Origin of the sequence: Fodinibius sediminis, assembly GCF_900182555.1 — a bacterium.
Classification (GTDB): domain Bacteria; phylum Bacteroidota; class Rhodothermia; order Balneolales; family Balneolaceae; genus Fodinibius; species Fodinibius sediminis.
This window is the reverse complement of sequence record NZ_FXTH01000003.1, coordinates 111,864-134,904: the sequence shown is the minus strand read 5'-3', so window position 1 is coordinate 134,904 and position 23,041 is coordinate 111,864. Positions and strand designations below refer to the sequence as shown.

The 23,041-nt window shown below is 48.3% G+C and carries 21 protein-coding genes; 14 read left to right on the top strand and 7 right to left on the bottom strand.

The window, feature by feature from the left end; all coding sequences use genetic code 11:
• Positions 1–171 precede the first annotated feature (171 nt).
• Together FN808_RS04465 and FN808_RS18840 are read left to right on the top strand one after the other, a co-directional pair.
• Positions 172–1,497 (top strand): hypothetical protein, encoded by a 1,326-nt coding sequence (locus FN808_RS04465; protein ID WP_142713359.1) that lies wholly within the window; start codon positions 172–174, stop codon positions 1,495–1,497.
• 990 nt (positions 1,498–2,487) lie between these two features.
• Positions 2,488–2,631 carry a hypothetical protein gene (locus FN808_RS18840; RefSeq protein WP_185958245.1) on the top strand — a complete coding sequence of 48 codons (144 nt, stop codon included), beginning with the start codon at positions 2,488–2,490 and terminating at the stop codon, positions 2,629–2,631.
• Positions 2,632–3,099: 468 nt separating this feature from the next.
• Here FN808_RS18840 and FN808_RS04460 read toward each other — a convergent pair whose 3' ends face one another.
• Positions 3,100–3,468 carry a response regulator gene (locus FN808_RS04460; protein WP_142713358.1) on the bottom strand — a complete coding sequence of 123 codons (369 nt, stop codon included), beginning with the start codon at positions 3,466–3,468 and terminating at the stop codon, positions 3,100–3,102.
• A 382-nt stretch (positions 3,469–3,850) separates the two neighbouring features.
• On the opposite strand from FN808_RS04460, the gene FN808_RS04455 reads away from it, so the two are divergent.
• On the top strand, positions 3,851–4,450 hold the full coding sequence (locus FN808_RS04455) for a YceI family protein (protein WP_142713357.1): 600 nt from the start codon (positions 3,851–3,853) through the stop codon (positions 4,448–4,450).
• A 19-nt stretch (positions 4,451–4,469) separates the two neighbouring features.
• On the top strand, positions 4,470–5,195 hold the full coding sequence (locus FN808_RS04450; protein ID WP_142713356.1) for a hypothetical protein: 726 nt from the start codon (positions 4,470–4,472) through the stop codon (positions 5,193–5,195).
• An 11-nt stretch (positions 5,196–5,206) separates the two neighbouring features.
• On the opposite strand, the gene FN808_RS04445 is transcribed toward FN808_RS04450, so the two are convergent.
• Genes FN808_RS04445 through FN808_RS04435 form a run of 3 tightly spaced genes read right to left on the bottom strand, consistent with a single transcriptional unit; the run spans position 5,207 to position 8,380 of the window.
• Positions 5,207–6,565, bottom strand: coding sequence for a sigma-54-dependent transcriptional regulator (locus tag FN808_RS04445; RefSeq protein WP_142713355.1), 1,359 nt, complete (start codon positions 6,563–6,565; stop codon positions 5,207–5,209).
• Positions 6,566–6,571: 6 nt separating this feature from the next.
• On the bottom strand, positions 6,572–7,876 hold the full coding sequence (locus FN808_RS04440) for a two-component system sensor histidine kinase NtrB (RefSeq protein WP_142713354.1): 1,305 nt from the start codon (positions 7,874–7,876) through the stop codon (positions 6,572–6,574).
• Positions 7,877–7,906: 30 nt separating this feature from the next.
• Positions 7,907–8,380, bottom strand: a complete 474-nt coding sequence (locus FN808_RS04435) for a DinB family protein (protein WP_142713353.1) — start codon at positions 8,378–8,380, stop codon at positions 7,907–7,909.
• 360 nt (positions 8,381–8,740) lie between these two features.
• Between FN808_RS04435 and FN808_RS04430 the strand changes: the two genes are divergently transcribed.
• Entirely contained in the window at positions 8,741–9,154 is a 414-nt protein-coding gene (locus tag FN808_RS04430) for a helix-turn-helix domain-containing protein (RefSeq protein ID WP_142713352.1), read from the top strand.
• Positions 9,155–9,257: 103 nt separating this feature from the next.
• Positions 9,258–9,545 carry a hypothetical protein gene (locus tag FN808_RS04425; protein ID WP_142713351.1) on the top strand — a complete coding sequence of 96 codons (288 nt, stop codon included), beginning with the start codon at positions 9,258–9,260 and terminating at the stop codon, positions 9,543–9,545.
• Positions 9,546–9,586: 41 nt separating this feature from the next.
• On the opposite strand, the gene FN808_RS04420 is transcribed toward FN808_RS04425, so the two are convergent.
• A complete protein-coding gene (locus tag FN808_RS04420; RefSeq protein WP_142713350.1) occupies positions 9,587–10,153 on the bottom strand; it encodes an NUDIX domain-containing protein in 567 nt (188 codons plus the stop codon).
• Between the two features lie 62 nt (positions 10,154–10,215).
• On the opposite strand from FN808_RS04420, the gene FN808_RS04415 reads away from it, so the two are divergent.
• The 4 genes from FN808_RS04415 (at position 10,216) to FN808_RS04400 (ending at position 16,411) form a co-directional block, all read left to right on the top strand.
• Positions 10,216–10,806, top strand: a complete 591-nt coding sequence (locus tag FN808_RS04415; RefSeq protein WP_142713349.1) for a CDP-alcohol phosphatidyltransferase family protein — start codon at positions 10,216–10,218, stop codon at positions 10,804–10,806.
• A 69-nt stretch (positions 10,807–10,875) separates the two neighbouring features.
• Complete coding sequence (gene ftsY, locus FN808_RS04410; protein WP_142713348.1) at positions 10,876–11,829, top strand: signal recognition particle-docking protein FtsY; 954 nt, start codon at positions 10,876–10,878, stop codon at positions 11,827–11,829.
• A 331-nt stretch (positions 11,830–12,160) separates the two neighbouring features.
• On the top strand, positions 12,161–15,088 hold the full coding sequence (locus tag FN808_RS04405; protein WP_142713347.1) for a CHAT domain-containing protein: 2,928 nt from the start codon (positions 12,161–12,163) through the stop codon (positions 15,086–15,088).
• Positions 15,089–15,238: 150 nt separating this feature from the next.
• Complete coding sequence (locus FN808_RS04400) at positions 15,239–16,411, top strand: glycoside hydrolase family 18 protein (RefSeq protein ID WP_142713346.1); 1,173 nt, start codon at positions 15,239–15,241, stop codon at positions 16,409–16,411.
• Between the two features lie 134 nt (positions 16,412–16,545).
• Here the strand turns inward: FN808_RS04400 and FN808_RS04395 are convergent, their stop codons facing one another.
• Complete coding sequence (locus FN808_RS04395; RefSeq protein ID WP_142713345.1) at positions 16,546–18,252, bottom strand: M28 family peptidase; 1,707 nt, start codon at positions 18,250–18,252, stop codon at positions 16,546–16,548.
• Between the two features lie 27 nt (positions 18,253–18,279).
• Complete coding sequence (locus FN808_RS04390; RefSeq protein ID WP_142713344.1) at positions 18,280–19,023, bottom strand: segregation and condensation protein A; 744 nt, start codon at positions 19,021–19,023, stop codon at positions 18,280–18,282.
• Positions 19,024–19,185: 162 nt separating this feature from the next.
• Here FN808_RS04390 and FN808_RS04385 point away from each other — a divergent pair, with 162 nt between their 5' ends.
• The 4 genes from FN808_RS04385 (at position 19,186) to FN808_RS04370 (ending at position 22,870) form a co-directional block, all read left to right on the top strand.
• A complete protein-coding gene (locus FN808_RS04385; protein WP_142713343.1) occupies positions 19,186–19,731 on the top strand; it encodes an RNA polymerase sigma factor in 546 nt (181 codons plus the stop codon).
• Positions 19,732–19,833: 102 nt separating this feature from the next.
• Positions 19,834–20,613: a tetratricopeptide repeat protein gene (locus FN808_RS04380; RefSeq protein ID WP_142713342.1), complete on the top strand. Its 780-nt coding sequence runs from the start codon at positions 19,834–19,836 to the stop codon at positions 20,611–20,613.
• A gap of 149 nt (positions 20,614–20,762) precedes the next feature.
• Positions 20,763–21,764 carry a Holliday junction branch migration DNA helicase RuvB gene (ruvB, locus tag FN808_RS04375; protein WP_142713341.1) on the top strand — a complete coding sequence of 334 codons (1,002 nt, stop codon included), beginning with the start codon at positions 20,763–20,765 and terminating at the stop codon, positions 21,762–21,764.
• Positions 21,765–21,931: 167 nt separating this feature from the next.
• Entirely contained in the window at positions 21,932–22,870 is a 939-nt protein-coding gene (locus FN808_RS04370) for a fasciclin domain-containing protein (RefSeq protein WP_142713340.1), read from the top strand.
• Positions 22,871–23,041: the final 171 nt, after the last annotated feature.

The following is a 23,041-nucleotide window of genomic DNA, read 5'->3' as shown; positions in this document are numbered from 1 at the left end:
TATTTTTTTGGCCCGCTCTTACCTTTTTGGAACAGATGTTGTAATCATTACCCATAGAACACAATGGTGATGGTTAAAACCAATACCTAGCCAAAGAGATTCAAGAAAATTACTGACCAGAATTTAAAATAAACAAGTACTAACTAAACATAACCAAAACAGGGTATCATCATGAAATCCTCCATACAATATATCACCTTATTCCTTCTCGGCTTCTTCATGATGGCGGGAAGTGCTTTCGCACAATTCGATCGGGATCTACAATATTATACGTATCCGGATCAGCGGGGACTCAACCAGTTTGAAGCTCCCTTCGAAACCGACGTTGAATTTGACGGCGTAAATGTCCGCATTGGCGGGGCCAACACGCTGCAGTTTCAAGGTCTGAGCCAGGACAATGCCGGCCCGTGGCAAACAGGGGTCGATGAAAACGGCGAACCTATAATGAGCACCTTGCCTGATCTGGAATCCAACTTCAACCTCGCTACTTCAAATCTGGACCTTGACGTGGCACTGGGGGATGGACTGCGTATGCACCTGCGCACTTACCTGACCTCCCAGCACCACACGGAAGCCTACGTCAAGAGCGGGTATATGCAGGTAGATCGCCTGGACTTTATTCAGGAGGGACTGCTTTCCGGACTGATGGATAAAATCCGTATTAAAGTAGGTCACATGGAGCTCAACTACGGCGATGCCCACTTCCGTCGATCGGATAACGCCTTTGCCATCCACAATCCCTTTGTTGGCAACTACCTGATGGATTCTTTCACCACGGAGGTAGCCGGCGAACTTTATTATTACAACGAAGGCCTGCTGGCCATGTTCGGCGTTAGCAATGGCAAGCTGAACCAAAGTGTGGAAGCCGGAGATATCAAAACACACGCAACTGTGTATGGCAAGTTGGGATATGAGAAAAAAATGGGTGATGCATTACACCTTCGCTTAACGGGATCCATCCTCAATGTATCCAACTCTTCATCGATCTATCTGTACTCCGGTGACCGTGCTGGAGCCCGGTACTACGACGTCATCGAGGCGGGCAACTTCCGCAGCGGTCGCATTGCTCCCAGCTTCACACCAGGACGAGGTGCTACGCCAGCTGCCGGTGAGATGACAGCCATCATGATTAACCCCTTCGTTAAGGTTGGCGGTCTTGAATTCTTCGGCCTGTACGAAAATGCAACGGGTAAAATCAAAAATGGTGTCGATGACTCACGTACCTACAACCAATATGGCGCCGAACTCCTCTATCGCTTTGGAGCCAACGAAAACGTCTACCTCGGCGGACGCTACAACTACGTCGATGGTGAAAGCCTGAATGGCGACCTTGAAGTCGACCGCTTCAACATCGGCGGCGGATGGTTCCTCACCAAAAACGTCCTGGCCAAGCTTGAATACGTAAAACAGTCCTACGACGGCGAAGCTTACGTGGATGGCCCCTATGACAACGCAGAATTCGACGGAGTCATGCTTGAAGCCGTCATCAGTTTCTAACCCAAAAGGTCCTGACTAACTCATAAAGAGAACTCATCTATAGCCCTGAACATTACATTTCCTAATCCCTAATCCCTACAACGATGTCACCATGATATGGTGGCATCGTTTTTTTTATGGTACTTCTGCTAATCCGCCCATTCGATCGCTGGTCCAACGGTCTATTCATGCCGCTGGATTGATGAAACATCACCCTTTGCTTCCCTGAACACTTCCTGAAAGCAACCGCTGAAAATCAACTCCTCTCTGCCCCTTTTCCTGTATCCGTGTCCCGTTATTGGTTACACTCCTGCCAACCGCGCTCCAACAGATCACCACGTACACCGATGCATACGGTCTCCTGTCTGCATCTGGAACCATTTAGCAGTATTCACAGGCAAAAAATCCTGCAGTATCCAGTCTCTATCAATGAGTCGGTCAAGGGTTATTGGGCAGATCCCAGGTGTTCACGTCATACGGAAGGGAATGCCGGCAGTGTATCAATATTTGCAGCACTCCAAGTCAGGTTGGAGCTTGATCTCACTGCCAGATCTCTGCAATTAACGGCGCAAATAGGTACAGAGACTCTCAGACCTTCGATTTGTGGCCGGGGGCCTAACCCAAGGACGCCATCACTGCAGGTACTTTTCATCGTTAAAAAGAATATCACACTTAAAAGCCGCAGGGGCTTGACCTCCTGACAGGGGGCGAGGCGTAGCCGGTAACGCAGGTCCATGTAACAATTACTGTTACAACCCGGAGTTTTCGGGACCACACCATCAGCAGCTATCTAAAAAGCTGTTGCTTTGCCAGCCTGCAGGACAGAACAGTTTAGAAAACTTCTCAGAAGTCATTCAACTATTAGAATAAAGTGCTTACCGATAAATATCCCACAGAGATATTTTTGGGTTGCCGGAGAGACGAATGAATTAACTCACAATTAATTCTGAAGCACTGGCTGTAGAAGTTTTGGTCAAAGAAGCTATTATTGGATCTGAAGGTACTCCGAAAATGGATTTTCCCATACCTATCGCCAGCTATGAGATTTACCTCCATGCGGATGTAGAGGTTGAACTTCAAGCGTATAACGCTCAGCAGTCACGGGAGCCGCTGACCCGGCCGACCAAAAGAGGTTACCTGTACCATTCCGGTTGACACGAGCCCGCGGCCTGTCGTGACCGCTCCCTTGTCTTTGCCCCAGTTTTATGGGGGTAATTGTGACTGCCCGGCGGGGGGATCATGTTCTCATTTTCATGGGAGAGTACCATCATACGGTATCCGATGCCTGGAACAGCAGGGCAGGAAGCTCCTCCCGTTCACGACTGTATACTAGATGCCATACTATAGTCAGTCAAAAAGGATTACAATCAGGGGCGATTCCGCCTGCAGGCCCCTAATCAAGGGTTTGGCAATCTGTTTCCTCCGGACAATCCCCATGAAAACCGAATTGAATTCTACCCTCTCATCCCGGCAAGGAATGGAATTACAGACAGGATGCTGTAACTGGACTGATGAGCAATCCGCTGGATCGCCCCATTTTGTATAAAAAGCTGAAATAAAACAGTAGGCTGCGGGTCTTAAGAAAAGAAGTGTTAACCAAAGAGGGATCAGGAGGAGCTCTTTTTACCTGCCAGCGGGAGTAATCATCCGTTTTACCAGCCGGATCAGTTCATCGAAATCCAGCGGTTTCAGTATAATGCCACTGGTACTATCCATCAGAGCCAGCTGAATGCTTTCAAGTGCGGCATAGGAGCTGATGATGATGGACTTAACCGAGGGATACCGCGCCTTTATAATTTGAGGCAATCCTGTTTTCATAGCCAGCTGGCTATCCAGAATCACAATTGCAATAGCTTCTGCTTGCAGTATATCCAATATTTCTGATTTACTGGAGCTGGTGAAACATCTGTATCCTTCATCACTCAATACCAGCTCAAGCGAGTCGCTTACAGCTTCCTCCTGATCTGCAATAAGAATAGCTCGCTGTTGCATTGTCTCAAAGGTTTTATGAAGGTTTTTCAGGTACTCTACCTTATATCAATGCAATTTGCAGACCATTCTTTTCTGGTTTATCGCTTTTATTTTTTATCGGCCTGTGCATCCTCATGCCGGATTTTACTGATGCATTACCCTTTACATGCAAAAATTAATAACCGGGTATTGCATAGCTGCAACGGATGCAAGCCTCCTGGTTGCAAAGCTGCAATTCTTTGATAATCCACTCTCCAAACGGCACGGGGACCCGTTGCCCATCGCCCTTTACAGGCGTTCATCAGGGTTTTTTCTAGAAAGAAAAATTCGTCTTTCATCATTTTTGGAACGGGGATTGCACTATTACTTATAGAAAACATTTAAACCATAAAATGAGGTTATTATGAAATCCTTACTTGCTTCAATATTCTTATTCCTTTTTACCTTCAGTGGCAATGTCCTTGCCCAATCGACCGGCTACAGCCTGCTTGAAAAAAGCACCATGCAGGTTGACGGTACCTCAACCATACACGACTGGACCGCTGATGCCGAAGAAATAGATATCACCAATTTTAATTTTGACGCGGCCGCCCTTTCATCAGATGCCGAAAACAGCCCGGTTACCTCCCTTTCGCTTCGCGTTCCCGTAGAGAAACTGGAAAGTGGCAAAGGTCGCATGAACGGAAAGATGTATGACGCCCTCAAGAAAGATGACCACCCCAATATCACCTTTGAGCTTTCCAGTGCTGAACTGAACGGATCGTCTTCGGGCTCCACCTTCACCCTCAACACCTCCGGTACGCTTACGATCGCAGGGGTCAGCAAAGAAATAAACTTTCCGGTCGAAGGAAGTGTTGTAGAAGATGGCACGTATAAATTCACCGGTTCCTATGAACTTAACATGGAAGATTACGATGTTGATCCTCCCTCTGCTATGTTTGGAACTATTAAAAGTGGAGAAATGGTTACTATTTCATTTGAACTCTTTTTCTCTCAACAATAACGATTAAGGACGAGCGGTCATGTTGGGCCTCACCACATATTATACAAACAGCATCTGGACAGCAGGCAGTCATATTGCCCTGCTGCTCCTTTTTCTGCTCCTTTTACCCTTGCATGGCGAGGCACAATCGCTCGCCGGCTCGGGCAATATAACCATTGATGAAGGAGGCAAACTGTGGATCAAAGGCTCAGCCGGACCGGTCGACTTCAGCTGCCAAGCCCGGGAACTTTCAGGCAAGGGAAATATTGAGAACACGGCGAACCCAACTTCAACGGTAACCGGCGATGGGCAGGTACACATTTCAATTTCTCTGCCTGTTGAATCCCTGGACTGCGGCAAACGCAAGATGAACCAGGACATGTATGGAGCCCTGAAAGAGGACCAACATCCCGTCATCACTTATCGTCTGCTGGATGCTTCGCTGGAGGATTCGGTAGAAGCATCTTCCTCCCACGACGAATGGATGAGGATCCGTACGCGCGGCGTCATGGAAATTGCGGGAGTTAGCGACACCACCACAGTGCTAGTAGAAGGCAGAATACACAAGGGGAATAAATTCCATGTGAAGGGACAAAAGCGGATTCACATGGATACCTACGATATTGAGCCTCCGAGCACCATGTTTGGACTTATCAGGGCAAAAAAAACACTGAATGTTCTTTTTGACGTTACCGTTACCCTCAGCCAGTCCCATGAGGCCCAAGCCACGAAGGTTAAACTGGGCAGAAAGACTTTCCGTCCATAAACCGTACGTAACTATTCCGACAAGCCCAGCCGCTCCATCTTGCGATAAAGGGTAGATGGGTCAATACCCAGCAGGCGCGCCGCTTCTGATTTATTCCCCTCCGTACGCCTGAGCATACTTTGGATGTGGTGCTTCTCAAATACCCGTACAGCCCGATCCAATGTATCTGTGTCCATTTCCATGGTTTCGGAATCAGCCACTTCCCGAATGGCACTGGGGAGATCTTCCAGCAGGAGATAATCGTTGTCACTAAGTAATACCGCACGCTCAATGATATTTTCCAGCTCCCGGACCTGCCCCTTCCATTCATAGGCCATCATAGCACTCATGGCTTCGCTGGATACGCCTTTAATATTCTGGCTAAGCTCCTTATTGTATTTCTGAAGAAAATGGTGGGCCAGAAGCGGGATATCCTCGCGCCGATGCTGCAGTGACGGCAACTGAAGCTCCACCACATTAAGCCGGTAATAGAGGTCGTCACGGAAGGTGCCGTTTTCAATTTCTTTTGCCAGATCTTTGTTCGTGGCCGAGATAATACGGGTATCAAAACTTATGTTCTGATTAGCTCCGACAGGTTTAACTTCCCGCTCCTGGAGCACCCGCAAGAGGTTGACCTGCAAATTCAAAGGAATTTCAGCTACCTCATCCAGAAAAACCGTTCCCCCATGGGCGGCAACAAAAACGCCGTCCTTATCAGATGTCGCTCCTGTAAAGGCCCCCTTTTTATGACCAAAGAGCTCAGACTCAATCAGGTCTTCCGGAATAGCCCCGCAGTTGATGGCTAAAAATGGTTTTTTGGCCCGGTCGCCGTTAAAGTGGATGGCCCGTGCTACCAGCTCTTTACCCGTCCCGCTTTCACCGGTAATAAGCACGTTACTGGTTGCCCCGCTGACCCTTTCCACCATCTTGTAGACCCTCTTCATGGCATCGCTTTCACCAATAATATGGTTGAAATTGTATTCCTGGTCGATCTGCTCGCGGAGATATTTATTTTCCTGTATCACCTTCTTTTGCTCAAGGAGGTTTTCAACCCGAATCAACACCTCGTCGAAATCCAGGGGCTTGAGAATATAGTCAGCCGCCCCTTTACGGAGCGCCTGTATAGCCGTCTCTATCGTACCATGGGCCGTAATGATGATGGTCAGCGTATCCGAAGAATGCTGAAGAGCATGTTCCAGCACCCCGAGACCATCTACTTTCGGCATCTTTAAATCCGAAATAATAATATCAAAACTTTTACTGTTGATAGCCTCAATGGCCTCTTTACCATTCTGAACGGCCGTACAGTGATAGCCCTCATCCTGTAACACAATGGTCAGTGATTCACGGATGCCCGATTCATCATCGGCAATTAAAATCGATCCTCTCATAGTTCCTTATTTTTTAATGGGCAGTTTAATAATGAAGGTGGTTCCTTCTCCATATTCAGATTCGGCGCGGATGGAACCGTCCATCTTGTTTATTATGCCATGGCTCACCGACAGCCCAAGTCCTGTACCTCTTCCCACATCCTTGGTGGTAAAAAAGGGTTCAAAGATCCGGGACTGATGTTCTTCTTTAATTCCTTTGCCTACATCGGACACTGTTAACTTGACGGTGTTTTTTAATCTTTCGGTGGAAACAACAATCCGGGGGTCAGCGACATCTTTCATCGCATCAACTGCGTTAAGCAGGAGGTTGACCAAAACCTGATGGATCTGATCGGGCACACAAGGAATCATCGGAAGATTATCGGCAAGATGAAGCTCAAATGCCACATCCCGGCAGCGGGCATCGTGTTTTAACAGCCCTACTGCGGAATTGATAATGTCATTGATCTGGACATGCTCGGTCTGCATGCTCGAGGGACGGGAAAAGTCTACCAGCTCACGCACGATTTTATTGATTCGCTGAATGTGTTCGCGGACCTTCTTGAGCTGGTCCTGAATAAATTCATCCTCGGTCTTGCGCTGACACACCTGTACCAGCGATGAGATCGCGGTAAGCGGATTTCCCACCTCATGTGCCACACCGGCTGCCATATGTCCCACGGTAGCCAGTCGCTCCGATTGCTGTATCTGCTCTTCACGCATTTTCACATCGGTCAGGTCGCGCAATATCAAAGAGCGCCCCACCACTTCATCCTCCTCATTACGGACAAAAGATTCCGTGAGATTCACCAATTTTTTCTCTCCGCTTTTTGTCAGGCGCTCGGTTTCAAAATTTTGTATATACCCCTGATACCGCATGCCCGAATCAATATACTCGAGTTCTTTCAGCTCAAGAAGCTTATCGGGCACAATGGTTTCAATAGATTCGCCTATTATATCATCCCGGTGCCACCCCAGCATCTCCTCGGCCCCGTGATTCCAGGAGATAACCGTACCGTCGTTATTCAGCGATATAATGGCATCCGCGGAGTGCTCTATGATATCGCTGTAGCGCAGCTTGGTGGCCTCAAGCTGATCTTCATAATACTCGCGGTAGTTGTATACGGTCCATGCCGCCCAAATCATCAGCACGAGTGCTGACAGAACACCCCGGCTAAAATAAAGCCACTGCATGGTATTTTGAGGCGTATCCTTCAGGAGGGTTTGATCAATAATTTCAAAAGCGCCGAAAATGACCCCCAGCACTATTAACGAAGTGAATAGGAGATAAACGATCCGTGCTTCCCGTAAAAATCGCAGTATATCCTTCATAATAACTGATCAAGTAAAGCAGGCCCCTGATTACCAGCTGCCCAGCTGCCGTCGAATTTGTACAATTTGCCCAATATGATAGGCATTATGATCCACAAATAACATGGCTTCTCGAAAAAGCGTTTGTCCGTCGCCATGTTCAAAGGGAGCCTGCAAATCATATCCTGGATTCGCGACCATGGCTTTCATCTCCTCTAATCCTTCCCGGACGGCCAGGATAGCCTCCTGCAGCATCTCGGCGCTATCCGGAGAAACCGTTTCGGGCCAGTAATCCTGTGGCCAGTCAAGTTTCTCGTAATCCGGGTTTTTACAAAACTCCAGAATGTCGTCCTGGACCATACGGATATGCTCAATAAGTTCCCAAATAGTATGGGGTACTCCCTCTACCTTTATGCCCGCCTGCTTGTACGTTAAACCCTGCACCGCCTGATTGAAATCAATATGGGCGTTCCGGCTGTTTATTTGCTCGATAAGCAATGTGCGAATAGCTTTGTAAGTATCCATAACCTTTTTTCCAGAATATGTTTTCGTTATCTAAGATAACAGCAGCTGATAAAAAACTAAACTACCGGCTTGAGATAACAGGTCACCGATTCATAGAACAGGGGAGTGGGCGAAATGCACTAGTAGGAGAAGGGCCTGAACAAGGAAAAGCCCTGCGCCTGCAGAGCTTTAATTGAAATCACTGTTTATAATGTACAGCTATTACCCAATACAGAACAAATTTTTATTCCATCAGGGGATTAATATATAAGTAATATATAATTAAAAGTAATTATTGTTTATTTATTGTGTATCTTTTAGTACTTTCCGATTTAGAAACTGTAATTACTAACAGTCCGTTAAACACCTTACCTGTGCTCTATGCCTAAACAAATTGGGAATCTCACCCTTTATTCTGTTGATGACTTGCACGAGCAGCTGGGCCTGAGTAAAATGACCATCAGGGCCTACCTGCGGGAGGGTAAAATCAGGGGGCGAAAACTGGGCGTCAAATGGTACGTAACCGAGGAAGCGCTCCGCGAGTATTTTTCTATTCCTCCCGAAGGAGTTCCGACAGAGGCCAAAAAATCCAAAAATTATCGCTATGTTGTTAAAGGCATCAACGATCTGGTTAGCGAACAGGAAGAATGCGATACGATTGAAGAAGCTATTGCCTGTATTAACAACCAGGCCATTATCAGTCTTTTTCAGGTCGCGGTAATTGATCGCAGCAACGATGAAATTGAAGAACTTGTTAAAGCCCGCGATTTTTTGGAACGGCACCAGCCGGCCTAAACCGACCGGGAAGCCCCGTCTTCCCAATGCCGTGCTTCTTTACGAAGCGATCCTTCTATAATTTTACATTACAGGCCAACCATAACAATAGATTATTTAGGGCATGTTAAAAAAAGATGACACCAAGCTCGAGATTTTTGGGTTTGGCGATAATACGGACGACAATTTCTATTGCCTGGTCAACATCAAGAAAAGTCCCGATGGCATTGATCTGGAAAAACTTTCGGCGGCGGACCCCCGAAAGTTTGATGAAGTGCTCAATGAGATGGGATGCATCCTGCTGCTTCGCGGAGACGAGATCGAAGAATTGATCAAGCGCGGGGCGATCACAGATGCCGACCTCCATGCCTCCATTTACGAGCTGGCGGTGGAGCAGGATATCATTCAGTAAACAGGCACCCGGCTCACATTTGTGACGCCCCTCCCGGTTTGTCATATACTGAACGGCTGATGTTCCTGCCACCAGTGCCAGCCGCGAAGGAGGGTGACCATGCTCTTGCCATCGGCGATCTCCCCGGAATGGACCATCTCCACGGCCTTGCGGAAGGACAGGCGCTTTTTTAACAGAAACTCATCCTCATCAACCTGCTGCTCATAAGATGTGATGTCCCAGGCAATATAAAGATGAATAATTTCATCGGAATAGCCAATACCGGGATAGAACCGGCCGAGATACTGGTAGTGTTCGCAGGTCAGCCCCGCCTCTTCCTTCAGTTCCCGGCGGGCCGTTGACCCGGCCTCTTCGCATGGATCGATTTTTCCAGCAGGCACTTCCAAAAAAATTTGGCCCATGGGATATCGGAACTGCCGTACCATCATGATATCCCCATTCTCAAATACCGGCAGCACAGCCGCCGCCCCCGGATGTTTAATCCATTCACGCGTTGACCTCGATCCATCAGGAAGACTTACTTCATCAAAAAATACGTGGAGCAGGCGTCCGCTGAACACCTCCTTCGAAGAAATGGTACGCTCCACAAGTTCATGGGAATCGTTCATAGCAAGAATTTTATGTATCTTTGGTAATTAAAGATCAAGTATAAGAAACAATTAGGTTCCCGTTGACTGAATTGCACAATATAGAACGGCAAAAGGTTGAGGTCAGGCAGATACTGTTTACCTGGTCGAACCTGATCTCCTTCACACGCATCCTGGTAGCTGTTCCCATCGTTTACCTGCACTATACCAATGGACAGCGCATTACCTGGGTTATTGCTGCGCTGGTTTTCTATGGCATTATCTCGGACTACCTCGATGGATTTGTGGCCCGGTGGACCAACCAGGTTTCGGAGTGGGGCAAGATTCTCGACCCGGTAGCAGACAAATTCTGTGCGTTCATTCTCTTTTTGTATGCCGTATATATCGATCTTATACCTCTCTGGTTTTTTCTCATCGAAATTATCCGTGACATCGTTATCATGGGGGGGTCATTATACATTCAAAAAATGCGCGGTAAAGTGGCCATGGCTGGAATGTCGGGCAAAGTCAGCGTAAATGCCCTGGGCCTCTACTGGCTGTCGGTATTTTTTTACCCCGGGGCCGAGGCCGTTCACCTGGTTCTGATGGGCAATTCTTTAGCGCTTATGTTTTTCTCCTTCTTTGATTATCTTCATCGTTTTAACCAGATACGTAAAGGCGTCTACTTTAACTGAATCATTACATACTGCTGTAATCTCCGCTATTGGTCCGGATATTACACAGTCTCATAACCGAACAAGAGCATGGGTTTTTTAGAAAAAATAGGTCTTAAGAAGAAAGAAAAGGTTGAAAAAGGTGTTGAGAAGAGCCGCTCCGGCATCATGAAAAAGCTCGGCAAAGCCATTGCCGGTAAAAAGACCGTGGACGCGGCGGTACTCGACGATCTTGAAGAAATACTGATAACCTCGGATGTAGGCGTCAAAACCACCCTTGAGATTATCGACCGCATTGAGGCACGGGTGGCCCGCGACAAATACCTGAACAGCAGTGAACTGCAGAAAATTCTACGTGAAGAAATCATCGCCCTGCTTAAAGATCACACCCCTGACAAGCCGGCCGAGTTTGACGCTGAATTTCCACAAAAACCTCACATCGTCATGATTGTCGGCGTTAACGGGGTTGGCAAAACCACCACCATAGGCAAGCTGGCCCACCTGTACAAAAAAGCCGGTAAAAACGTCATGCTAGGGGCCGCCGACACCTTCCGGGCCGCAGCTGTTGATCAGCTGCAAATATGGAGCGAACGGGCGGATGTTCCGATTATTCAGCAGGGCCAGAATGCAGATCCTGCGGCAGTAGCCTACGACACCGTAGCTGCCGCCAAGGCACGCAGCGCCGATATCGCCCTGATCGATACCGCCGGACGACTTCACAATAAGAAGTCCCTGATGCAAGAACTGGCTAAAATTAAACGCGTCATGGGGAAGGTGGTCGACCATGCCCCGCACGAGGTTCTGCTGGTGCTCGATGCCTCAACCGGTCAAAATGCAATGCAGCAGGCCAAGGCTTTTACCGAATTTGTCGACATCACCGGGCTGGTTCTAACCAAGCTCGATGGAACGGCCAAGGGCGGTATTGTGATTGGCGTGTCCAACGAGCTGGATGTTCCTGTAAAATATATCGGTGTAGGCGAGGATATCGAAGATCTTCAGGTCTTTGACCGTGAGCTTTTTGTCAACGCAATGTTCAAGGAGTAACAGCCGTCAAAGTGCCTGCAATATGCCAGCCGAATGCTGGTATGGTGTTATTCAGAGACCGAATCACCATCGTCTCTATCGGGTTTAGTCTCTTCTTGATCCGGCCTGGATGACAAGACCACCCAACATAAACCGTCTATGGGGATAAGCATCATGGGACAGTATTCAGATTTTTAGCAGTTCCGTATCTCTAAAAGTGCCATTATTTTAGCACAATTTCCATTGTTTTTAATTTTGTAAAATGCCACTATTTTAAGGGCAATGGGGCCTTTTCTTTTTAGGTTTGATGGTAATCACAAAACAGTTGGCGGGATAGAACGGGGTAACAGCAATGTACAAATGTTGGCTTATCATTATTCTTGCAGGATGGTGTCTGCCGGTAACCGGGCATGCCCAAAACCTGGAACCGGCAGATTCCCTTTTCCAGAAGGGCCGACAATTTGATGACAGCGGCCGGATGGTACAGGCCGAATTTTATTACAGACAGGCATATAATCTATATCGAAACGGCCAGGATACCACCGGCTGGCTCGAAGCGGGCAAGGAATACGCCAGTGCCATGGTCACACAGTTGAAGTACGAACGAGCCATGAAACTGTACCAATATCTCCTGGAGATTAACCACCCCGATAATGATACCTACAACCGGGGCGATTTGTATAACAGCATGGGATGGGCCTCCAACCGGCTGGGAAAATCAGATTTAGCACTAAATTACTATGAAAAATCCCTGCCCCTGGCCCAGAAATCCGGAGATGCTGAGTTAATCGGCGTAGTTTTGGATAACATTGGAAGTGCCTACAGGCGCAAGGGCAACTTTAGCAAGGCACTCTCCTACAGGGAACGCGCACTCCCGCACCTCCAAAAGCTGGATAATAAACTACCCCTCAGCATTGGTCTCAGCAATATCGGGGATCTTTATGAGGTTCTCATGCTCTACTCCAAAGCGCTTGACTATTACAACCGCAGTCTTGAACTCGCAAAACCACTGGGCAATGTAGACCGTCTGGCAATAGTCTACAGTCAAATTGCAGGCATCCAGGAACAACTTGGAAATTTTGACCAGTCACTGATTGCGTACCATAAAAGCCTGGACTACGCCCGCAAATCGGGCAGACCCAAACGAGTTCAGACAATCCTGAATGACCTTGGCCTCCTGTACAAGAACCTCGGGGAATATGAGAAGGCCATTGCATTTTATCGTCAGAGCCTGGAGATAAGTAAAAAGAGAGAGCAACTTCAGAGTATCGCCACAACCACAATGAATATTGGCAAGGCACTCTGGGAGCTCGACAGGAAAGAAGAAGCTGCTGATTATTATCTCAAATCATACAAATTGAGAAAAAAGGTTGGGAACAGCTACAAAATGTCATTTTCTCTCAACACGATGATCGAACTGGAACTATACAAGAAAGATTATGGCCGGGCCCGGATGTATGCCCGCCGGCTACGTACTATAGGAGACTCTATCAACAACCATTCGATTTTGGAAAACGCTGCCAGTTATTTCGGAAGGATCCATGCGGCAGAAGAAGAGGACCGGGAGGCCCTGGAATACTTTCAAAAGGCCTATAATCACAGCAGGCATTCCCCGGAAGAGAACCGTTTCACTGCCCTCCACAACCTGGCAAAACAGCATGATAAGATGAACTCTGACAGTGCCGTGGTCTATGGGCAGCAAGCAGTCGATATCATTGAACGTTATCGGTCCAACGCAGGAGCCAGCTCTACGCTCAAGAGGGGATATTTCAAAAAATATTCCGGCTTTTACACCCAATTGGCTTCATGGGTGCTGGAGTACGAGCAGGACACTTCGCGGGCCTTCCGACTGGTTGAGCAGGCCAAAGCACGCTCGCTGCGTGATGAGCTGGCCAACGCTTCCCGGAGCATTCAACAAAACCTGCCTGTAGAGATCCAAGAAAATCGCAAAAAGAAACAAGTGGCAATAGACAGCCTTTACAACCAGTTGGAAGTGGTTTCGGGCAAGGAGGAACAGGAACAGCTAAAGTCTGCCCTTCGTACAGCAGAGCTTGACTACGCAGCCTATGAAAACAGCCTGAGAACACAGTTCCCCAGACTAAAAAATATGAACCAGCCGGAGCCAATAAGTTTAGAAAAAGCACAAGCGATCACAGGGACAGAAACCGCTGTCCTGGAATATGCCATCACTGAGGATGAACTGATTGCTTTTCTTATTAGCCGGGACAAAGTACACGTTAAGCAGTATTCACTGGCAGAAAAAACAGCGGTAGACAAGCAGCTGAACACGCAAATCGCTGCTTTCAGAGATGGTATTTTATCCAACGCCAGCCGGAGTCAGCTGAAGAAATCCTCCGACAAGCTTTATGCAATTCTAATAGAACCTTTTGAACAGCTGCTGGCCGGCTATTCAAATCTGATTATTGTACCGGATGGTGTGTTAGCCCACCTTCCCTTTGAAGCACTCATGCAGGGAAACCGGTACCTGATTGAAAAATTCCGAATCAAATATGAACCCTCAATCACCAGTCTCACGCTATTGAATCCCCCCGGTGAATCCGTGGATCAGAAAAAAATGCTGGCGGTTGCCGGATCCCAGTTTGCAAAAAATGCCAAGGAACGTCCCTCTAATACCAGCCGACTTTCAAGCCTTCCTTCAACTACTCTTGAAGTAGACTCCATTGTCTCCCACTTTGAGCAGGTGAAAACACTCAAAGAAGAGCAGGTTTCGGAACAAGCAGTCAAGAGCCTGCTCGCAAATAACAGCTATCAATATGTACACCTGGCAACTCACGGCATTATCGATGAGAAACGACCCCACAGGAGCGGACTGGCTCTTTCGTCTGGAAACTACATTACCGCATCCTCTGAAGAGGACGGACTGCTGCGCAGTTCTGAAATTTTTGGGCTGAACATAGATTCCGACATGGTGGTTCTGAGTGCTTGCAACACTGGACTCGGAAAGGTCGTTGAGGGAGAAGGCATGCTGGGCATGCAGCGTTCCTTTTTTTATGCCGGAGCCTCCACCGTTGTAGTAAGCCTGTGGAATGTATACGACCGGTCCACCTCCTCCCTGATGAACCTTTTTTACAAAGCGCTTATGGCTGACGAAGCCGCTGAGAGCTGGTCCGACCGCTTCCTGCGCTGGATTGGCTGGGATATTTCCCTCCCCTTCGGCAAAAAAGCCAATGCCATGCGAAAAGCCAAAATGAGAATGATAAACCATCCACTGTATAATCATCCCGTTTACTGGGCCCCCTTTATCGTCGTGGGCAGGTAAAACACCCCCATAACAGCCTTACTGCATCCTACCAGAATCGAAGACCCTGTTGGAGAATACCCTTTTGGGCTGTGTACCCTGCAAATTAGCTCTGAAACCTGTAAACTTACACCCGCAGGCAATAATCGATCCCAATGTACAAAACCAACTATGATTTATTCCAACTCGAGACAACTCCTGCAAACAGCTTTCTTATCCCTGCTTATCTGGGTGGTCTTTGCTCCGGATGGTGCCGCCCAGCAAAAGAGCACCTCTCCTTTCCGGATCATTGCCTACGCAGACGGGGGAGTAGACAGCTGGAAAATGGATGCCGGAAAACTAACTCACATTAACTATTCTTTTGCCCATGTGAATGATAAGGGGGAAATCCATTTCCGGGACGAGATTAAAGCGGCCCGGCGACTTGCCCGGCTGCAGAAACTCAAGGCTAAGAATCCTGCACTCAAGTTACTTGTTTCTGTGGGCGGATGGGGTGCCGACGGCTTCTCGGATGCGGCTCTCACTGCTGAATCCCGCGATATCTTTTCATCAAGCGCCGTTAAACTCATCAAGACCTACGGGCTCGACGGCATTGACATTGACTGGGAGTTTCCCGGCCAGCCGGGGCCCGGCATCAAATACCGGCCTGAAGACAAGGGAAACTTTACCCTCATGCTGAAATCACTGCGAACACATCTTGACAGCCTCAGCGATGAACGCGGGCTTACCGGAGATGACCGCTTTCTTCTGACCATTGCCAGCAATGACGATCAGTCCTTTTTTGATCACACCCAGATGGACCAACTTCATCCTTACCTTGATTTCATCAATGTCATGACCTACGACATGTTTACGGTTGGCTCAGAGACGACGGGCCATCATACCGGACTGTATCAGTCTTCGCCCGGTGCCCCTGCGCGCACTGCGGCAGCGGCTGTCAGACGGCATCTCGATGCAGGCATTCCAGCCCGCAAAATTGTACTGGGTGCTGCTTTTTACGGTCGCAGCTGGTCCGGTGTTAATCCAGAGAACAAGGGGCTTTACCAGCCGTTCGAGGAATTCTATGAATTCATCCCCTATGCCCGGCTGAAATCCGATTTTATCAATGAATACGGATTCAAACGCTACTGGGACGACGGAGCCAAAGCGCCCTACCTGTGGAATATTAAAAAGAAAATCATGGTTGCCTATGAAGATCCCGAATCCCTGAAACACAAAGCCGCCTATATCCGGGATAAAGGCCTGGGAGGCGTCATGTACTGGCATCACAGTTATGATCCCGAACAAATCCTGCTTCAGACCCTCCACAGGGAACTGACCAGGCAAGAGCCCTCGAAGCAGTAACACGTTCCTCCCTCCTTCAGGGCCAATGCCATCACAGCATTCCGCAAACTTGCTAAAGGATGCACGCTATTTTTATTTCAGTACAGCCCTTGCTCTTCTCATCTGCGGAACTTCCCGCGTTAGCCGCGACCATACTATAAGTCCGCGCTTGTCTTTTCAATAAAAGCCTGGTTGTCCACGGCTGGTGCCTCCGCGGCATTGGCAATCAAAACGGCAGAGGCATACATCGTCCGCACAATCTTTGCCATCTTTTCGAACCGAATTTTGTGAACTTCATCCGAAGGACGATGGTAATCTTCATGCACCCCTGTAAAGAAAAATGCAAACGGGACCCCGAGTCGACCGAAATTCCAGTGATCACTCCGGCGGTAAAACTGGTTGGGATCATTCAAGTCATTATATTTTTTGTCAAGTATAATTTGCCCTGACTGCCGGTTGGCTGCCTCAATAAGGCTGTCCAGACCGGAAGAGATGAGCTCACCGCCGATGATATAGACATAGTCTTCAACCCCTTCGGCTTCATGCTCCGCGTCAATTCGTCCAATCATGTCGGTATTTAGATTCGCCACAGTTTTCTCTATCGGCCAGGTTGGATGGTCCGAATAATAACGAGATCCCAGGAGCCCTTTCTCTTCACCGGTAACATTCAGAAACATGATGCTCCGTTTGGGACGTACACCGTCTTCGGCCGCGGTCCGAAATGCGTTAGCCAGGGCCAGTGTACCGATGGTGCCGCTTCCATCATCATCGGCGCCGTTATAAATACGGTCGCCTGTGGAATCGGGCTGTCCGATGCCCACGTGGTCGTAATGTGAGGTTACCACCACAACCTCATCTTTCAGTTGGGGGTCCGCTCCCTCGACCAGGGCCAGAACGTTTTCTGTTTCCAGGGACAGCCTGGTCTGATAGGGAATCTGGGAAAGTAGAAACTCCAGGGGACGGGGTTTGAATTCGGCTATATTGCTCACCAGCTTCTGACGATAGCCGGCCAGTGTTTCCTCCGCTTCCAGGCCGAGCAGCCTTTTTGCCATCTCCGGGCTTACCAGGCTGTATCCCTTATCAAATCCGCCGGAACCTTCTTCCTCCTCCAGGTACGCCAGCCGCATGGCGGAAGGCTTGTCAAAACCAGTTTGCATGCCGACCGCCGATGCCCGGAATTCCTTGCTGCTCATGTCTGAAATCAGCAGCAGTCCCTCGGCTCCCTGATTGAAAACGGCACTGAAACGGGCACGGGCATCTATGGATGGATCCACCAGGGTGTCGCCATCGACCACATGAGGGATCTCCTGGAAGACCATCACCCATTTTCCCTGCAGGTCAAGCCCCTCCAGCTGGTTGATGCCTTGTGAAGGATCCTGTACGCCAAAACCGGCAAATACGATCTCGCCCTGCAGGGAATCGGTTCCTCCAAACGCCCGGATATAGTCGGCAGTTCTGTTGTTACTGGCTACCGAGCGGCTTATCCTCAGCTTTTGATCATCCTTCAGATCAAATGTTTCGAAAACCACACTGTCGCTTTGGATCGCTTCCAGCATAAACTTTTGATAATAATCGTCCCCCTCCCCAGCAGGCTGCAGCTCCATCTGCCGGTACTGGTCAACCAGGTAACGCGCCGCTTTTTTCTGGCCGGGCATCGCCGTTTCGCGCCCCTCCATTGAATCAGCGGCAAAGATGGTCAGATGCTCCCTTAAAAAGTCTTCTGTGATCTCATCCTGGTACTTTAAGAGTGCATCGGTATCGGTTACAGGGGGGGAGGTCTGCTGCGCTGACTGCTGGGTACCTCGACAGCCTGCGAAAATTAGTACCAGACCCGTAAAAGCAGCTAGCAGGGGGCGTCTCATAACTCTGTGATGTTTTCAATATTAAATTTAGGAAGTACTGATAATCTCGTCTACCGGTTTCAAGTCCAGAAAAAAATCCGTCGGATCATCATCCTCGACATACAGATTAATTTGACGCTCTTTGAGCATCTCCAGAATAGCGAGGAAGGTAACGACAATCTTGGTACGGCTTTTCAGCTCGTGGCAGAATGTCCGGAAGGCCGTACGGCCCTGTTCCTGAAGCCAATCCAGCACATATTCGGTTTGCTCTTCAATGGTATGCTGAATCTTCTCCACATGATGAACGGTCTGCTGTTTTTTAATATCCGTTAGTACTTTCTTAAATGCCGACATCAAGTCAAACATGGTCACATTTTTCAGGGCTTCCCCGCTGGCCTGCTTTTCCACTTCGTCGGCGTCATGATACCCTCGGAAGTGTTTTTTCTGAGCCTCTTCTTCAATGGACTCCATTTTCTCAGCCATTTCTTTATAGCGCTTGTATTCCAGCAGCCGTTGTACGAGCTCATAGCGCGGGTCGTGCTCATCGAGCTCATCATTCGATTCTTCCTGCGGGAGCATCATTTTGGCCTTGATTGACATGAGCATGCTGGCCATCAGGATAAATTCGCTGGCCACATCCAGATCGAGCTCCTCCATAAAGCTGATATACTCCAGGAACTGGTTGGTGATGTAGGAAATCGGAATATCATAGATATCGAGTTCGTCTCTCTTTATGAAAAAGAGGAGTAAATCCAGAGGGCCCTCAAAGTTTTTTAATCGTACTCGATACATTATGCCGTTCTAAATAGTCTCATGCTGCTTTTTAACTTCTTATCAGTGCAAAAAAGGAAATTTTTGCCGTTTTTACTACCAAAATTTGTAAAATTGGGCTATCCCATTTTTATTACGTAATATTAATGGGATTTATTAGGGTGATAGGGTCAGTTATTTGTCATGGATTATTCAGAGTTGGTGGCCGCCCTCAATGAGGACGACCCAAAAAAAATAAACAAGCTGATATCGGCATTGCGTTCCCGGCTTATGGCCTTCCTGAGAATTCATATGAATGCCAGTGAAGATGATGCTAAAGATGCGTCTCAGGAGGCGTTGATTCGAGCTCTCGAATCAATAAAAAGGGATAAGCTCAAAAACCCGGATTACGTAGTATCCTATATCTTATCAATCTGCCGCAATTCATACCTGAAATTAAAACAGCAGAAACAAACCACCTCACTGAATGAACTCACCGACCAGCACCACCAAGCCCCCAGACAGCTGCAGTCATTACTCAATAAAGAGCAGATGCGCCTTCTGCAATGGTGCCTGGATCAGCTGGCGGAAAAGCACCGCCAATTTATACAGTATTGGTTTGACCACCCGGATGCTCACACCCAAAAAGTAGCCGACCGGTTTAATATCACTGTCAATAACGCCTGGACCCGTAAACACCGCGTGATAAAAAAGCTTAACGACTGTTATCAGAAAAAAATTAATTTATAGTGTAAGGATTGGCTGGGAAAACGATCTTACCTATAAAGGAACATCTTTCAAAGCACCTGTATAGGCTGCTTTAGCCGTTATAGTAAATTAAACCGACACAATATGTCACGAGACATAGAACTGGAAAAACAGATTGATGCCTATATCAAGGGGCATTTAAATGAAGACCAGGCCCAGGAACTGTGGGAAAAGCTGCTGCAGCATCCGGAATACCTCGAGCTTTTAAATACTGAACTTGGGGTCCAATCGCTTATAGCAGACCCTGCAAATACCTCCCCCGAGCAGAAAGATCACCACGCGTTGATACATTCCCTGCAAAACTCATGGAAATGGGTGGCGGCGGTTGCCGCTGCAGTCGTTGTGGCCATTGCTTTCAACTACTTCTCCTTCCATGAAGAACCAAGTCTCAGAGAATTAGCGCTGAATGAAATCATCTTATCTGAAAATCTTGCCTCCGCGCCAACCATACGATCGCAGCAGCATCAGCTTACTCCCGGTGATTCGCTGCTTAACCTCGGATTTAAAGCCGCCCTGTCCGGCAACCTCTCGGAAGCTGTAGCATATTATAACACCATCATCCGGGAATACCCGCAGCAGCCGGCGGCCGTTCAGGCCTACCTCAACAAAGGAATCATCCGTTTCAACCAGCAGGATTACAAGGTTGCAATTGCCTCTTTCAACGAAGCGATCGACCGCGCAGAGGAGCATTCTTTCACTCGTGAAAAAGCATACTGGTACATGGGCAACACCTACATCAAGACGGACAGCCTGGAACAGGCCCGTACGGCAATATCTGAAGTATATTCGATGAAAGGCATTTACCGAAATCCGGCGGGCGATCTCCTTAAAGAACTGGATAACCAGCTGAATCGACCGGAGTGAGAATAACAGGAGCGTATCCATCGGCTCTTCTGTTTCCCATTTCCGGTGAAAATCAATTTTTGTCGCTTCCCCTTCGAATATTTGCAAATAATGCGTTAATTTTATCATTTGTTCAGACCTTGATCTGCTAACCGATTAATGCCACTATTTTGCAAAACCCTCTTTTAGATGCCCAAGATAATGACGAGGCTTATGAACAATCGCTCCGGCCTGACCGCATCAGCGAATTTATAGGACAGAAAAAAGTCCTGCAAAACCTGTCTGTGTTCATCAAGGCCGCCCAACAGCGCCAGGAAGCCCTCGATCACGTCATCCTTTCAGGACCCCCGGGATTGGGAAAGACCACCCTGGCCCATATCATTGCCAATGAAATGGGGGTACAGATCAAACCGAGTACCGGCCCAGTGCTGGAGAAGCCCGGAGACCTGGCCGGCATGCTCACCAATCTTGAGGACGGAGATGTCCTCTTCATTGATGAGATTCACCGTCTGAACCCGGTGGTGGAAGAGTATCTCTATTCCGCCATGGAGGATTACCAGCTGGACATTGTCATTGACTCGGGACCCAATGCCCGCAGTATCCAAATCGAACTCAACCACTTCACCCTGGTCGGTGCCACTACTCGCAAGGGCCTGCTCACCGCGCCACTCCGTGCCCGTTTTGGGATCGACATGCGGCTGGATTATTACGACGTGGAACTGCTGCAGCGCATTGCTCTCCGAACCGCATCCATTCTAAATATGGGCATTACCGACAAGGGAGCTCACGAAATTGCCCGCCGAAGCCGGGGAACCCCCCGCATAGTCAACAAGTTGCTCCGGCGGACCCGCGATTTTGCACAAGTCAAAAATATGGATACCATCACCGATGAAATTGCAGATATTGCCCTGAATGCCCTGGACGTAGACCAAAATGGGTTTGATGAAATGGACATCCGTATTTTAACTGCTATCATTGAAAACTATGAGGGCGGCCCGGTGGGACTGGGCACCCTGGGTGTGGCGGTCGGAGAAGACAAGGGTACAATTGAAGAAGTCTATGAACCGTATCTCATCAAGGAAGGATTCCTGCAGCGTACTCCCAAAGGTCGGATTGCCACCCGCAAAGCCTTTCAATATCTGGGTACGGCCCCTCCGACAGACCATTTCTAATAAAGTTACGTATTAAAAAAATAGTACCTAAAACTATATATTCAATATATTCGTTCCATTCATTTATTAATACATAAAAAATATTTAACTTATAAATTTAGGGAACTTTTGATGACCATTATGTGATTATAGCCCATATCTTACCCTTAAATAAATCACATAATGCCATGGATACACTCATATACAATCCCTCGAAAAAATCGATCGCTTTTTGGCGAAACGGACTCATCGCCCTTCTTGCACTTGTTATGCTGCAAGCCTGTGATGACGATGACGGCCCCACCAATCCCCCGGATACCACCGGTAATATTGCCGAAGTCGCCAGCTCTGATGACAACTTCAGTACGCTGGTTTCAGCGCTCACAGATGCCGGTCTGGTAGCCACATTAGAAGGGGACGGCCCCTTCACCGTCTTTGCTCCTACCAATGATGCTTTTGCCAAACTCCCGGACGGCTTGCTTGCGAGCCTTTCCAATGAACAGCTGGTAGAAATTCTGAGCTACCATGTTGTAGGTGCAGAGATCGCATCCGGCGATTTGCAGTCTGAACAAACAGTCGAGGCCCTGGCAGGCGGTGAGCTGTTTGTAACCGCAAACGGCGGGGTGACTGTTAATGACGCGGCCAGTGTCATAACCGCTGATGTCGAAGCATCCAATGGAATCATCCACGCAATCGACACGGTATTGCTGCCCGACAGCTACCAGACTGTTGTCGGCATCATAGCAAAGCGTTATGGACTGCAGGCACTGGAGAACGCAGTGGTACAGGCAGAACTCGCCGGTACGCTTTCAGGGGATGGTCCCTTTACAGTCTTCGCCCCCTCTGATGCCGCCTTCGAAAACGTAGATCTGTCTGGTCTCTCCCAGGAAGAGCTCAAGGCCATTTTGACCTATCATGTTCTCCCGCAGGAAGTGCTTTCCGCTGACGTTCAGTCCGGCACTGTTGAAACCGTCAACGGAGCCACGATCGATATACAGGTAGACAGCAATGGTGGTGTTACGCTTACCGACCAGGCGGGCAATACCTCTTCAGTGACCACTGTGGACCTGCAGGGCACGAATGGTGTAGTTCATATTATTGATGGGGTCTTGCTGCCTGCAGAATAAGCTCCGGACCTTACATTCCATTCCAACCCACCTTAACTCCAAAAATGTATCATTGAGCGGCACGCTACCCCGTGCCGCTTCATGGTACAAATCCCTCACTTTCGACCCTGCATTATTAGCCTTTTTTTTGTAGCTTCAAGGCTTCATAATATTCAATCATGATCACGAATT